The organism is Rhodovulum sp. PH10 (genome assembly GCF_000293785.1).
GTDB lineage: Bacteria > Pseudomonadota > Alphaproteobacteria > Rhizobiales > Xanthobacteraceae > Rhodoplanes.
This window is the reverse complement of sequence record NZ_AKZI01000036.1, coordinates 23,702-36,097: the sequence shown is the minus strand read 5'-3', so window position 1 is coordinate 36,097 and position 12,396 is coordinate 23,702. Positions and strand designations below refer to the sequence as shown.

Genomic DNA, 12,396 nt, shown 5'->3' with positions numbered 1-12,396 from the left:
CCACATGAATTCGACCGGGGTCATGGGTTCCGGACAGCCGCTTCGCGGCTTCCGGAACGACCAGGAGTGTTTTTCACCATCCTTCTGGCGGGGACGGCGGACGTGACGAATTCGACCGTTTCGGTTCCACCATCGCCGCGAGCCGACCGATGTCCGCAACGGGCTTGAACGAGAAGAGGCTTCCCCATCCGCCGCTGCTGCTGGTCACCGACCGGCGGCAGGCCGCACGGCCTCTCGCCGAGGTGGTCGCGGCGGCGCTCGCGGCCGGCTGCCGCTGGGTGTCGCTGCGGGAGAAGGATCTCGGCGAGGCCGAGCAGGCCGCGCTGATCGCCGAGCTCCGCCCGAGGGTGGAGCAAGTCCAGGGCGTCCTGTCGCTGCACGGCGACCCGGCGCTCGCGGCCCGCTGTGGCGTCGGCGTCCATCTCCCGGCGACCGGCGAGCCACGAGTGGCGCGCGACATTTTGGGAGCCGGGCAGGGCGAGGCCCCCCGACTGCCGGTGGGAGTATCCGTCCATTCGCCGGCCGAGGCGGCGCGGCTCGATCCGCGGCTGGTCGACTACGCGATCGCCGGCCCGGCCTTTGCGACCGCCAGCAAGCCCGGTTACGGACCGGCGCTCGGACCAGCAGGCGTTTCGGCGATCGTGCGCGCCTCGGCGGTGCCGGTGGTGGCGATCGGCGGCGTCACCGCCGAGACGATCCCGTCGCTTCTGGCGGCCGGCGCCGCCGGCGTCGCGGTGATGGGCGGCGTGATGCGGGCCAACAATCCGGCGGCCGAGGTGCGGCGGCTGCTGGACGCCATCGAGACCCACCGACCGGGCGGCGAGAGGAAGGAACGAGCCGTCCTCCTCCCGTCTCGCTGAAACAGGGGGGACTGGTCCCCTCGGGACTGGTCCCCTCGGGACGAGTCCCCTCGGGACGAGTCCCTCAGCCGCGGCCGCGATAGGTCGGCACGCCCTGGTCGGGCACCCAGACGCCGGCGGGCAGGCGGCCCACCTGGAAGAACACGTCGATCGGCATGCCGCCGCGGGGGTAGAAGTAGCCGCCGATCCGCAGCCAGTGCGGCTTCAGCAGGGCGCCCAGCCGCTTGCCGATCCCGACGGTACAATCCTCATGGAATGCACCGTGATTGCGGAAACTGTTCAAGTAGAGCTTCAACGACTTCGACTCGACGAGATACGCCTTCGGCACGTAGTCGATGACGAGCGTCGCGAAATCCGGCTGGCCGGTCACCGGGCACAGCGAGGTGAACTCGGGAAAGGTGAAGCGGGCGACATAGGGCGTGTCGAGGTGCGGGTTCGGCACCCGGTCGAGCGTCGCCTCCTCGGGCGAGGCCGGGATCGCGACGGCGTGGCCGAGTTGCAGCGTTTCGTTTTTTCTCGGCGTGACTTTTCTCGGCATGACGAACTCCGGTCGCAAGCGCGGGCGATGATGGCCCCCTCGAATCGATCGACCGGAGCCGCCTGTGGTCTTGGCCCGTCCGGCACGGCCTGTTAAGACACCGCCACCCCCCTTCAGGCAATTCAGGAGCCCTTGATGACCGCCATCGTGGACATAATCGGCCGCGAGATTCTCGACAGCCGCGGCAATCCGACCGTCGAGGTCGACGTCGTGCTCGACGACGGCTCCAAGGGCCGCGCCGCCGTTCCGTCGGGAGCCTCCACCGGCGCCCACGAGGCCGTCGAGCTGCGCGACGGCGACAAGTCGCGCTACTCCGGCAAGGGCGTGACCAAGGCGGTGGAAGCCGTCAACGGCGAGATTTACGACGCGATCTCCGGCTTCGACGCCGAGGAGCAGGTCCAGATCGACGACACGATGCTCAAGCTGGACGGCACCGCCAACAAGGGCCGGCTCGGCGCCAACGCGATTCTCGGCGTGTCGCTCGCGGTCGCCAAGGCCGCCGCCGCCGCCAAGGGTTTGCCGCTCTACCGCTATGTCGGCGGCACCTCGGCCCGCACTTTGCCGGTGCCGATGATGAACATCGTCAACGGCGGCGTGCATGCCGACAACCCGATCGACTTCCAGGAATTCATGATCATGCCGGTCGGCGCCGACTCGTTCGCCGAGGCGCTGCGCTACGGGGCGGAGATCTTCCACGTCCTCAAGGCCGGTCTCAAGGAGGCCGGGCTCAACACCAATGTCGGCGACGAGGGCGGCTTCGCCCCCAACCTGCCGTCGGCCGACGCCGCGCTCGGCTTCATCATGAAGGCGATCGAGAAGGCCGGCTTCGAGCCCGGCGAGGACGTCTGCATCGCGCTCGATCCGGCCTCCAGCGAGTTCTTCAAGAACGGCGTCTACGACTATGCCGGTGAAGGCAAAAAGCGCACGCCGGCGCAGCAGGCCGAGTACCTCGCCGAGCTGGTGTCGAACTATCCGATCGTGTCGATCGAGGACGGCATGGCGGAGGACGACTGGGAGGGCTGGAAGCTCGTCACCGACAAGATCGGCGGCAAGTGCCAGCTGGTCGGCGACGATCTGTTCGTCACCAATGTCGAGCGGCTCTCGAAGGGCATCAAGGCCGGCGTCGGCAACTCGATCCTGATCAAGGTCAACCAGATCGGCTCGCTCACCGAGACGCTGGCGGCGGTCGAGATGGCCCACAAGGCGGGCTACACCGCGGTGATGTCGCATCGCTCGGGCGAGACCGAGGATTCGACCATCGCGGATCTGGCGGTCGCCACCAATTGCGGGCAGATCAAGACCGGCTCGCTCGCCCGCTCCGACCGGATCGCCAAGTACAACCAGCTCCTGCGCATCGAGGAGGAGCTCGGCTCGCAGGCGCTGTTCGGTGGCCGCGCGGCGATCAAGGGCCTGGCCTGAGTCGTCCGGCTTCGCGCGCCCGGCTTCGGCCGGAACGCTCGCGGGCACGTAAAAAAATCGACACGGGTGAGCGGGCCACGGCCCGCTCGCCGATCGTGCGGCTGCAGCCGGGTCGCCTGTGCGGCACGGGAAAGCCGGCCGTGCACGACACGGCGGTAATTCGATCGGGTCGGACCGTCCGAAGCCCGGCGAATTCGCCCCGCCGGGTGCTGCCCGAACGCCACGCCACAAAACTTCGCGGCGCCGCGAACGGCCGATATCGCACTGTTAAAGCGGCTTTAACGGGACCGGCGCCCTATGGCTGCATGGTCTCTCGCCCCCGTCTCCGCTCGATCGTCACGGCGCTCTGCCTGCATCTCCTGGCAGCGCTGGCGATCGGCTATTTCGGGGTGAACGCCTATTCCGGCAATCACGGCATCGAGGCGCGCAAGCGCCTGGAGCGCGAGATGACCGAGCTGACCGACCAGCTCGCCGCCGCCAAGGCCGAGCGCGAGCACTGGCAGCGCCGCGTGTCGCTCCTCAAGTCCGACAAGCTCGACCCCGACCTGCTCGACGAGCGGGCGCGCGAGCTTTTGAACTATGTCGACCGCCGCGATGTTGTGCTCCTGGAGCCGGCGCGCTAATCGGTGCAGACCCGCCATGCGGCAGCGCCGGAACACCCCCGCAAGTTTCCGACAGTAATGAGAAAATCGCTTCTGCCCGCTTCCTGTACGGGTTCTTTCGTAGTCGAGGGAATTCGGCTATGGGGAGACGGAGACGCGAGGCTGATCCATCCGCTGCCAAGCCCGAGGTGATGATGGCTTCCCACAAGAAAGTCGCCGATGCGCCGGACCGTGCCCGCACCGATCCGCCGGCGAGCGAGCACCATTCGATCCTCCCGATCGACGCAGGCCCGGTGCCGGAGCTCGGCAAGGACGCGGAGCTGAAGGCCTTCCACGACATGCTGCTGATCCGCCGCTTCGAGGAGAAGGCGGGCCAGCTCTACGGCATGGGGCTGATCGGCGGCTTCTGCCACCTCTATATCGGCCAGGAGGCCGTGGTGGTCGGCATGCAGATGGCGATGAAGCCGGGCGACGAGGTGATCACCGGCTATCGCGATCACGGCCACATGCTGGCGACCGGAATGGATCCGCGCGGCGTGATGGCCGAGCTGACCGGGCGCCGCGGCGGCTACTCCAAGGGCAAGGGCGGCTCGATGCACATGTTCAGCCGCGAGAAGAGCTTCTTCGGCGGCCACGGCATCGTCGGCGCGCAGGTATCGCTCGGCACCGGGCTCGCCTTCGCCAACAAGTACCGCAAGACCGACCATGTCAGCCTGACCTATTTCGGCGACGGCGCCGCCAATCAGGGGCAGGTCTACGAAAGCTTCAACATGGCGGCGCTGTGGAAGCTGCCGGTCGTCTACATCGTCGAGAACAACCGCTACGCCATGGGCACCTCGCTGGCGCGCTCCTCGGCGCAGCCGGACCTCTCCAAGCGCGGCGCCTCGTTCAACATTCCGGGCGAGCTGGTCGACGGCATGGACGTCCGCGCGGTCAAGGCGGCCGGCGAGCGCACCCTCGAATGGTGCCGCAGCGGGCAGGGGCCCTACATCCTCGAGATGAAGACCTACCGCTATCGCGGCCACTCGATGTCGGATCCGGCCAAATATCGCACCCGCGAGGAGGTCGAGAAGATCCGCGTCGAGAGCGACCCGATCGAGCAGTCCCGCGCCCGCATCCTGAAGAACGGCTGGGCGAGCGAGGACGAGCTGAAGAAGCGCGACGCCGACGTCCGCAAGGTCGTCAACGAGGCCGCCGAGTTCGCGACCTACGATCCGGAGCCGGACGCCTCCGAGCTCTACACCGACATCCTGCGCTGAGCTTTTTCGAAGCTTTACACGCGCGACCCTCGAGCGGACGAAGAGGCCCAGATTCCCATGCCAACCCAGGTGCTGATGCCGGCTCTCTCCCCCACCATGGAGAAGGGAAACCTCGCCAAGTGGGTCAAGCAGGAGGGTGACACCGTCAAGGCGGGCGACGTCATCGCCGAGATCGAGACCGACAAGGCCACCATGGAGGTGGAGGCGGTCGACGAAGGCACGCTCGGCAAGATCCTGGTGCCGGCCGGCACCAACGACGTCGCCGTCAACACGCCGATCGCGGTGATCCTCGCCGAGGGCGAGGACGCCAGCGCCGCCGACGTCGCCCCCGCCGAGCAGCAGAAGGCGGCGCAATCGGCACCGCCCGCCGCCGCGCCGGAGACGACCAAGGTGCCGCCGTCGGCGAAGAAGCCGTCCTACATCCCCGAGCTCGGCGACGACGACGAGGCGCCCGCCGCCGCGCAGGTCGCCCCCGAGCAGGAGCTGCCGGCCGACGTCGAGATGGTCACCATCACGGTGCGCGAAGCGTTGCGCGACGCGATGGCCGAGGAGATGCGCCGCGACGGCGACGTCTTCATCATGGGCGAGGAGGTCGCCGAGTATCAGGGCGCCTACAAGGTCTCCCAGGGCATGCTGCAGGAGTTCGGCGCCGACCGGGTGGTCGACACGCCGATCACCGAGCACGGCTTCACCGGCCTCGGCGTCGGCGCGGCGCTCGCCGGGCTGAAGCCGATCGTCGAGTTCATGACGTTCAACTTCGCCATGCAGGCGATCGATCAGATCATCAACTCGGCCGCCAAGACGCTCTACATGTCGGGCGGGCAGATGGGGTGCTCGATCGTCTTCCGCGGACCGAACGGCCCGGCCGCCCGCGTCGCCGCCCAGCACAGCCAGGACTACACCGCCTGGTACTCGCACGTGCCGGGCCTGATCGTGGTCGCCCCCTTCACGGCGGCGGACGCCAAGGGCCTTCTGAAATCGGCGATCCGCAACCCGAACCCGGTGATCTTCCTCGAGAACGAGATTCTCTACGGCCACTCCTTCCCGGTCCCGAAGGTCGACGACTGGCTGGTGCCGATCGGCAAGGCGCGGATCGCACGGGCCGGCAAGGACGTCACGCTGGTCGCCTGGTCGATGGGCATGACCTATGCGCTGGCCGCCGCCGAGAAGCTGGCGGAGCAGGGCATCGAGGCCGAGGTGATCGACCTGCGCACCATCCGCCCGATGGACACCGAGACGATCGTCGCGTCGGTCAAGAAGACCGGCCGCTGCGTGGTGGTCGAGGAGTGCTGGCCGCAGTCCGGCGTCGGTGCGGAAATTTCCGCGCGGATCATGGAGCACGCCTTCGATTGGCTCGATGCGCCGGTCGCCCGCGTCTCCGGCAAGGACGTGCCGATGCCCTACGCCGCCAATCTCGAAAAGCTCGCGCTGCCGTCGGCGGACGAGGTGGTCGAGGCGGCGCGCGCGGTCGCCTACCGGTAGGCGCAACACAGGATCCCCGGAGGCCGCCCGGCGGCCGACGCTGCATGACCGGCGCGAACGAACCGCCGCGCCCAACTCAAAAGGCCGTCCTCATGCCGATCAACATTCTCATGCCGGCGCTCTCGCCCACCATGGAGAAGGGCAACCTCGCCAAGTGGCTGAAGAAGGAGGGCGACGCGGTCAAGTCCGGCGACATCATCGCCGAGATCGAGACCGACAAGGCGACGATGGAGTACGAGGCGGTCGACGAGGGGACGCTGGCGAAGATCCTCGTTCCCGAAGGCAGTGCCGACGTCGCCGTCAACGCTCCGATCGCGGTGTTGGCGGTGGAAGGCGAGGTGGTGACCCAGGTCGCCGAGCAGGCCGGCTCGGCGCCGCCCGCCGCTGCTCCGGCCAAGGCCGAACCGAAGGCCGAGGCGCCGAAAGAGGCGGCGAAGCCCGCGGCGGCGCCGGCAAAGGCCGAGCCGGCAAAGGGGCAGGGCGCATCCGCACCGGCGGCCGAGACGGCCAATGGCCATTCGGCGGACGGCGCCCGCGTCTTTGCCTCGCCGCTCGCCCGCCGGCTCGCCAAGGAGGCCGGCATCGAGCTCGGCCGCATCGAGGGCAGCGGCCCGCACGGCCGGGTGGTCGCCCGCGACGTCGCCGCCGCCAAGGACGGCAAGGGCCTTCGCCCGCAGGCGGCCGGGGGTGCGGGGGCTGCGTCGGCCGGCGCGAGCGTTGGGGCGCTTCCGGCGACCCCGCAACCGGTGCTCACCCCCTCCGACGAGGCCGTCAAGGCGCTCTATGCCGAGGGCTCCTACGACGTGGTGCCGCACGACCAGATGCGGCGGGTGATCGCCCAGCGCCTGGTGCAGGCGAAGCAGACCATCCCGCATTTCTATCTCACCGTCACCTGCACGATCGACGGCCTTCTGGCCGCGCGCGAGGCGGTGAATGCCGCCGCGCCCAAGGGCGAGAACGGCAAGCCGGCCTGGAAGGTCTCGGTCAACGACTTCGTCATCAAGGCGCTCGCGATGGGCCTGAAGAAGGTGCCGGAGGCGAACGTCACCTGGACCGAAGGCGGCATGCTGAAGCACAAGGTGTGCGACGTCGCGGTGGCGGTGGCGATCCCCGGCGGCCTGATCACCCCGGTGGTTCGCAACGTCGACACCAAGCCCCTGTCGGTGCTCTCCGCCGAGATGAAGGACTTTGCCGTGCGTGCGCGGGCTCGCCGGCTGAAGCCGGAGGAGTATCAGGGCGGCTCGACCGCGGTCTCCAATCTCGGCATGTTCGGGATCGACGAGTTCGCCGCGGTGATCAACCCGCCGCACGCGACCATCCTCGCGGTCGGCACCGCGAACCGGGTGCCGGTCGTCAAGGGCAACGCGATCGAGATCGCCACCCAGATGAAGCTGACGCTCTCGACCGACCACCGTGCCGTCGACGGCGCGCTCGGCGCCGAGCTGTTGGGCGCCGTGAAGAGCTTCCTCGAGAACCCGGTGATGATGCTGGTGTGAGCGGCCCGTTTGCGCCCGCCGGGAGGCGTGCCCACCTTTAGGCGTGGTGGACAGGAGATCCGCATGCCCGAGCCGACCGATATGATCGTCCCGATGCTCCGCGAGATGCGCGAGGAGACGCGCCGGGGTTTTACCGAAATGCGCGAGGAGATGGGGCGGCGGTTCGACCAGACCGACGCCCGCATCGATGCCATCGATGCACGGCTGAGCACCGTCGAGAAAATCGTGAGGGCTCAGCGCGCAGCGTTCGAGGGCGAGAGCGTGCTCGGACGGTACGCCGCCAAGGAGGTCGAGGAGCGCCTCGCAGCGCTCGAACGCAAGGTCGAGGCTTTGGAAGCGAAGTCGTGAACCCCGTTCGCCGATCCGGCGGCGCTTCGCCTCGTGAGCCTCGGAATCACAACCGCTGAACAGAGAACAAGAATGTCCGACACCTCCTTCGACGTCATCGTCATCGGCTCGGGTCCGGGTGGCTACGTCACCGCGATCCGCGCGGCGCAGCTCGGCTTCAAGACCGCGATCGTCGAGAAGAGTCATCTCGGCGGCATCTGCCTGAACTGGGGCTGCATCCCGACCAAGGCGCTCCTTCGCTCGGCGGAGATCTATCACTACATGCAGCACGCCGAGGCCTACGGGCTGAAGGCGGAAAAGATCTCGTTCGATCCGACGGCGGTGGTGAAGCGCTCGCGCGGCGTCTCCAAGCGGCTCACCGACGGCGTCGCCTTCCTGATGAAGAAGAACAAGATTCAGGTGATCTGGGGCAGGGCGGAGATCACCGCCCCCGGCAAGATCACCGTGAAGGAGCAGAAGCCCGACGCCAAGCGCACCGACCCGCCCAAGGGCGCGCTCGGCCCCGGCGACTATCGGGCCGAGCACATCATCCTCGCGACCGGCGCCCGCCCGCGCGTGCTGCCCGGCCTCGAGACGGACGGCAGGCTGATCTGGACCTATTTCGAGGCGATGGTGCCGGAGAAGATGCCGAAGTCGCTGCTGGTCGTCGGCTCGGGCGCGATCGGCATCGAGTTCGCCTCGTTCTACAACACCATGGGCACCGACGTGACGGTGGTCGAGATATTGCCGCAGATCATGCCGGTGGAAGACGCCGAGATCGCCGGCATCGCGAGGAAGCAGCTCGAGAAGCACGGCCTGAAGATCTTCACCGGCGCCAAGGTGACCAAGCTCGACAAGAAGGCCGACAGCGTGGTCGCCACCATCGACGACGGCAAGGGCGGCACCAAGACGCTCGAGGTCGACCGGGTGATCTCCGCGGTCGGCGTGGTCGGCAACATCGAGAATCTCGGGCTCGAGACGCTCGGCGTGAAGACCGAGCGCGGCACCATCGTCACCGACGGCTTCTGCAAGACCAACGTGCCCGGCCTCTATGCGATCGGCGACGTCGCCGGCCCGCCGATGCTCGCCCACAAGGCCGAGCACGAGGGCGTCGTCTGCGTCGAGGCGATCAAGGGCCTTCACCCGCACCCGATGAACAAGGGGATGATTCCGGGCTGCACCTACTGCTCGCCGCAGGTGGCCTCCGTCGGCCTCACCGAGGCGAAAGCGAAGGAGCAGAAGCGCGACATCCGCGTCGGCCGCTTCCCGTTCGTCGGCAACGGCAAGGCGATCGCGCTCGGCGAGGACCAGGGCCTCGTCAAGGTGATCTTCGACAAGCAGACCGGCCAGCTGCTCGGCGCCCACATGGTCGGCGCGGAGGTCACCGAGCTGATCCAGGGCTACGTGGTGGCGATGAACCTCGAGACCACCGAGCAGGAGCTGATGCACACGATCTTCCCGCACCCGACGTTGTCGGAGATGATGAAGGAAGCCGTGCTCGACGCCTACGGGCAAGTCTTGAACATGTGACGTGGATCCGATGGCCGGCGACGGCCGTTGGACGAGGGTGCGGTCCGCCGCCGCTCCGCCGGAGCAACGGCCCCGCGAGGACAATGCCGAGGGCAGGGGAAACACGACATGAGCACCCACACCTACAAGGTCGTCGAGCTGGTCGGCTCGTCCGAGGTCGGCATCGAGGACGCGATCAAGAACGCCATCGCCCGCGCCAGCAAGACCATCCGCAACATGCGGTGGTTCGAGGTGGTCGAGACCCGCGGCCACATCGAGAACGACACCGTGAAGCATTTTCAGGTCACCCTGAAGGTCGGCTTCACAATGGACGACGCCGCCTGACCAGACCGGGCTCGCTTGGATCAGGCCAGCCTGGACCGGACTCGTCCGGACCGGACTCGTCTGGACCCACCGGGCCGGCCCGGAGCGATCCGGCACCGACCCGGTCGACGACACCCGGCTCGCACGAGCCGAGCCGCTCTATGGCTCCCGTCAATCGGTCGTCGGTCGTGAAGGCGTCCTCCCGTCGTCCCGGTCGGTCGCGCCGACGGCCTCCAGAAGGAGCGCCAGCGCGGCCTCGACGGTGCGATAGCGGATGTCGCCGCGGCCGAGCGCGCCGAACCGGTGGACGCGTGGGAGCGCCACGCCGTCGCGCCGGACCGCCGCGAGATGCACGAGGCCGACCGGATTGCCGTCCTCGTCGCACGCCGGCCCGGCGACCCCGGTCACCGCGATCGCCACGTCCGCCGTGGAGCGCGCCAGCGCACCTTCGGCCATCGCCCGGGCGACCGCAGGGCTCACCGCCGTCTCACGCGCCAGAAGCTCGGCCGAGACGCCGAGCGCGACCGTCTTCTGGGCTTTGGTGTAGACCACGAAGCCGCCCTGGAACCAGCGGCCGGCACCCGGCGCCTCCGACAGCACGGCAGCCAGCAGCCCGCCGGTGCATGATTCCGCAGTCGCCAGTGCGAGGCCATCACGGCCGGCACGCGCGATCACCTCGGCGGCGCGGCGGACCAGCGACAGGTCGATCGGCGTGACTTCGAGTGGCGGCATGGCGATGTCCCGCGGCTCGAACGCGGCGACCGTGGCGGATGTTCCGGGGCTCGCATGGCCGGCCGCCGTGGGACGGCGCTTGACCCGAGGCGCAGCGCCGCTGCATCGACGGCTGCATCGACGGCCGCGCCGACCATCGGCCAACAGCCTGATCGCACGAGCGAATTCCCTCGTGTCCGCATGCAAATAAATATTCCATAATATCCCTTATGCGAATCGTGACATGGAGCGTGGCCGCGTCGGCGTCTCGCGCTCCGGCGGTCGACTGCCGATCCCCCGGCATGCCAGCGGTTCACGTCGGCGGTTTCCCGAGCCCTGTCGCCGGACCGCGTGGCTGGCGGGACCATCGTCGTCGGCGCGCCGGATGCGGGTCGCAAAGCACGGCCCGAGACGCTACATCGGGTCCATCGAGGAGAAAGCCTGCATGAGCCAATTGGACTTCGCGGTCCCGGTCGAGGACCGCTGCTTCGAGGACTACGTGCCCGGGATCGAGGCCGTGTACGGCAGCATCCCGGTGACCGCGGACGAGATCGTCGCCTTCGCGAAGCGCTACGACCCGCAGCCGATGCACACCGATCCGGCCTGGGCGGCCACCGGGCCGTTCGGCGGGCTGATCTCCTCGGGCTGGCTGACCACCAGCCTCGCCACCCGCCTCTATATCGACCACTACCTGTCGCCGCACGCGAGCCTCGCGAGCCCCGGCGTCGACGAGATCCGCTGGCTGAAGCCGGTGCGTCCGGGCGACGCCCTGAGCATCCGGGTGAAGATCGTGGACGCGCGGCGGTCGCGCTCGAAGCCCGACCGCGGGCTGGTCCGCACCGAGGTGCAGGTGCTCGACCAGACCGGCGCCGTGGTGATGACGATGAAGGCGATGAATTTCATCCGCTGCCGCGATGCCGGCGGCGCCGACGGCGACGCGACCGAAGATCGGCAGCGTCAGGGAGCGTCGGCATGACCCCGTCGCGCGACGTCGGACGGCTTCTGGAGATCATGGCCGCGCTGCGCACGCCGGGCACCGGCTGCGCCTGGGATCTGGCGCAAAACTTCGACTCGATCGCGCCCTACACGATCGAGGAAGCCTACGAGGTGGCCGACGCGATCGGCCGCGGCGACCGCGCCGACCTCAAGGACGAGCTCGGCGACCTGCTGCTGCAGGTCGCCTTCCACGCCCGCATGGCCGAGGAGGAAGGCGCGTTCGATTTCGGCGACGTGGTCGAGGCGATCTGCCGAAAAATGATCCGGCGGCATCCGCACGTCTTTGACGACGCCGAAGGCCGCACGCCGCAGGACGTGGCGGGCCTGTGGGAGCGCATCAAGGCGGCCGAGAAGGCGGAGCGCGCGGCGCGCGGCTCGACGCCACCCGAGGGCGTCCTGTCGGGGGTGCCGGCCACCCTGCCCGCCCTCACCCGCGCGCTGAAGCTGCAGCAGAAGGCCGGACGGGTCGGCTTCGACTGGAACGACCCACGGGCGGTGATCGCAAAGATTCGCGAGGAGACCGACGAGGTCGAGGCGGCGCTCGACGCCGGCGACCGTTTGCACGCGGGCTCCGAGGTCGGCGACCTTTTGTTCGCGGTGGTCAATCTCGCCCGCCATCTCGACGCCGACCCGGAACGGGTTCTGCGCGAGACCAACCAAAAGTTCGAGCGCCGCTTCGGGCACATCGAGCGCTCGCTCGCACAGGCCGGCAAGCCATTGCAGGACGCCACGCTCGACGAGATGGAGGCGCTGTGGGTGGAGGCGAAGGCGGAGGAACGGGAAGGCTGAACCCGTAGCGTGTGCAAAGGCGCGGAACGCGCCGTGCGCACATTGCCGATGAAGACGTGCGCACGCTTCGCGGTGCGCACCCTA

13 protein-coding genes are annotated in these 12,396 nt (G+C 68.6%); 11 read left to right on the top strand and 2 right to left on the bottom strand.

Going from position 1 to position 12,396, the window contains the following annotated elements; genetic code table 11:
* Window positions 1-149: 149 nt before the first annotated feature.
* Window positions 150-860: a thiamine phosphate synthase gene (locus A33M_RS07160; RefSeq protein WP_052026919.1), complete on the top strand. Its 711-nt coding sequence runs from the start codon at window positions 150-152 to the stop codon at window positions 858-860.
* A gap of 64 nt (window positions 861-924) precedes the next feature.
* Here the strand turns inward: A33M_RS07160 and queF are convergent, their stop codons facing one another.
* Window positions 925-1,398: a preQ(1) synthase gene (gene queF / locus A33M_RS07155; RefSeq protein ID WP_008385196.1), complete on the bottom strand. Its 474-nt coding sequence runs from the start codon at window positions 1,396-1,398 to the stop codon at window positions 925-927.
* 135 nt (window positions 1,399-1,533) lie between these two features.
* Here queF and eno point away from each other — a divergent pair, with 135 nt between their 5' ends.
* From eno to A33M_RS07115, 8 genes are all read left to right on the top strand, one after another.
* Window positions 1,534-2,817 carry a phosphopyruvate hydratase gene (eno, locus tag A33M_RS07150; protein ID WP_008385194.1) on the top strand — a complete coding sequence of 428 codons (1,284 nt, stop codon included), beginning with the start codon at window positions 1,534-1,536 and terminating at the stop codon, window positions 2,815-2,817.
* A gap of 305 nt (window positions 2,818-3,122) precedes the next feature.
* On the top strand, window positions 3,123-3,440 hold the full coding sequence (locus tag A33M_RS07145; RefSeq protein ID WP_008385192.1) for an FtsB family cell division protein: 318 nt from the start codon (window positions 3,123-3,125) through the stop codon (window positions 3,438-3,440).
* A gap of 173 nt (window positions 3,441-3,613) precedes the next feature.
* Window positions 3,614-4,678 (top strand): pyruvate dehydrogenase (acetyl-transferring) E1 component subunit alpha, encoded by a 1,065-nt coding sequence (gene pdhA / locus A33M_RS07140; RefSeq protein WP_008385188.1) that lies wholly within the window; start codon window positions 3,614-3,616, stop codon window positions 4,676-4,678.
* A 57-nt stretch (window positions 4,679-4,735) separates the two neighbouring features.
* Window positions 4,736-6,160: a pyruvate dehydrogenase complex E1 component subunit beta gene (locus A33M_RS07135; RefSeq protein WP_040619640.1), complete on the top strand. Its 1,425-nt coding sequence runs from the start codon at window positions 4,736-4,738 to the stop codon at window positions 6,158-6,160.
* A 92-nt stretch (window positions 6,161-6,252) separates the two neighbouring features.
* Window positions 6,253-7,656 carry a pyruvate dehydrogenase complex dihydrolipoamide acetyltransferase gene (locus A33M_RS07130; RefSeq protein ID WP_008385185.1) on the top strand — a complete coding sequence of 468 codons (1,404 nt, stop codon included), beginning with the start codon at window positions 6,253-6,255 and terminating at the stop codon, window positions 7,654-7,656.
* Window positions 7,657-7,719: 63 nt separating this feature from the next.
* A complete protein-coding gene (locus tag A33M_RS07125) occupies window positions 7,720-8,004 on the top strand; it encodes a hypothetical protein (RefSeq protein ID WP_040619639.1) in 285 nt (94 codons plus the stop codon).
* A 72-nt stretch (window positions 8,005-8,076) separates the two neighbouring features.
* On the top strand, window positions 8,077-9,513 hold the full coding sequence (gene lpdA / locus A33M_RS07120; protein ID WP_008385181.1) for a dihydrolipoyl dehydrogenase: 1,437 nt from the start codon (window positions 8,077-8,079) through the stop codon (window positions 9,511-9,513).
* 108 nt (window positions 9,514-9,621) lie between these two features.
* The gene (locus tag A33M_RS07115) at window positions 9,622-9,837 is read left to right on the top strand and encodes a dodecin (protein ID WP_008385178.1); all 216 of its coding nucleotides are present in this window, start codon (window positions 9,622-9,624) and stop codon (window positions 9,835-9,837) included.
* Window positions 9,838-9,987: 150 nt separating this feature from the next.
* Here the strand turns inward: A33M_RS07115 and A33M_RS07110 are convergent, their stop codons facing one another.
* Window positions 9,988-10,548, bottom strand: a complete 561-nt coding sequence (locus A33M_RS07110) for a CinA family protein (RefSeq protein ID WP_008385177.1) — start codon at window positions 10,546-10,548, stop codon at window positions 9,988-9,990.
* A gap of 424 nt (window positions 10,549-10,972) precedes the next feature.
* On the opposite strand from A33M_RS07110, the gene A33M_RS07105 reads away from it, so the two are divergent.
* Entirely contained in the window at window positions 10,973-11,503 is a 531-nt protein-coding gene (locus tag A33M_RS07105; RefSeq protein WP_008385175.1) for a MaoC family dehydratase, read from the top strand.
* Complete coding sequence (gene mazG / locus A33M_RS07100) at window positions 11,500-12,312, top strand: nucleoside triphosphate pyrophosphohydrolase (protein WP_008385173.1); 813 nt, start codon at window positions 11,500-11,502, stop codon at window positions 12,310-12,312. Before A33M_RS07105 ends, mazG begins: the two co-directional genes overlap by 4 nt.
* The last annotated feature ends 84 nt before the right edge of the window (window positions 12,313-12,396 follow it).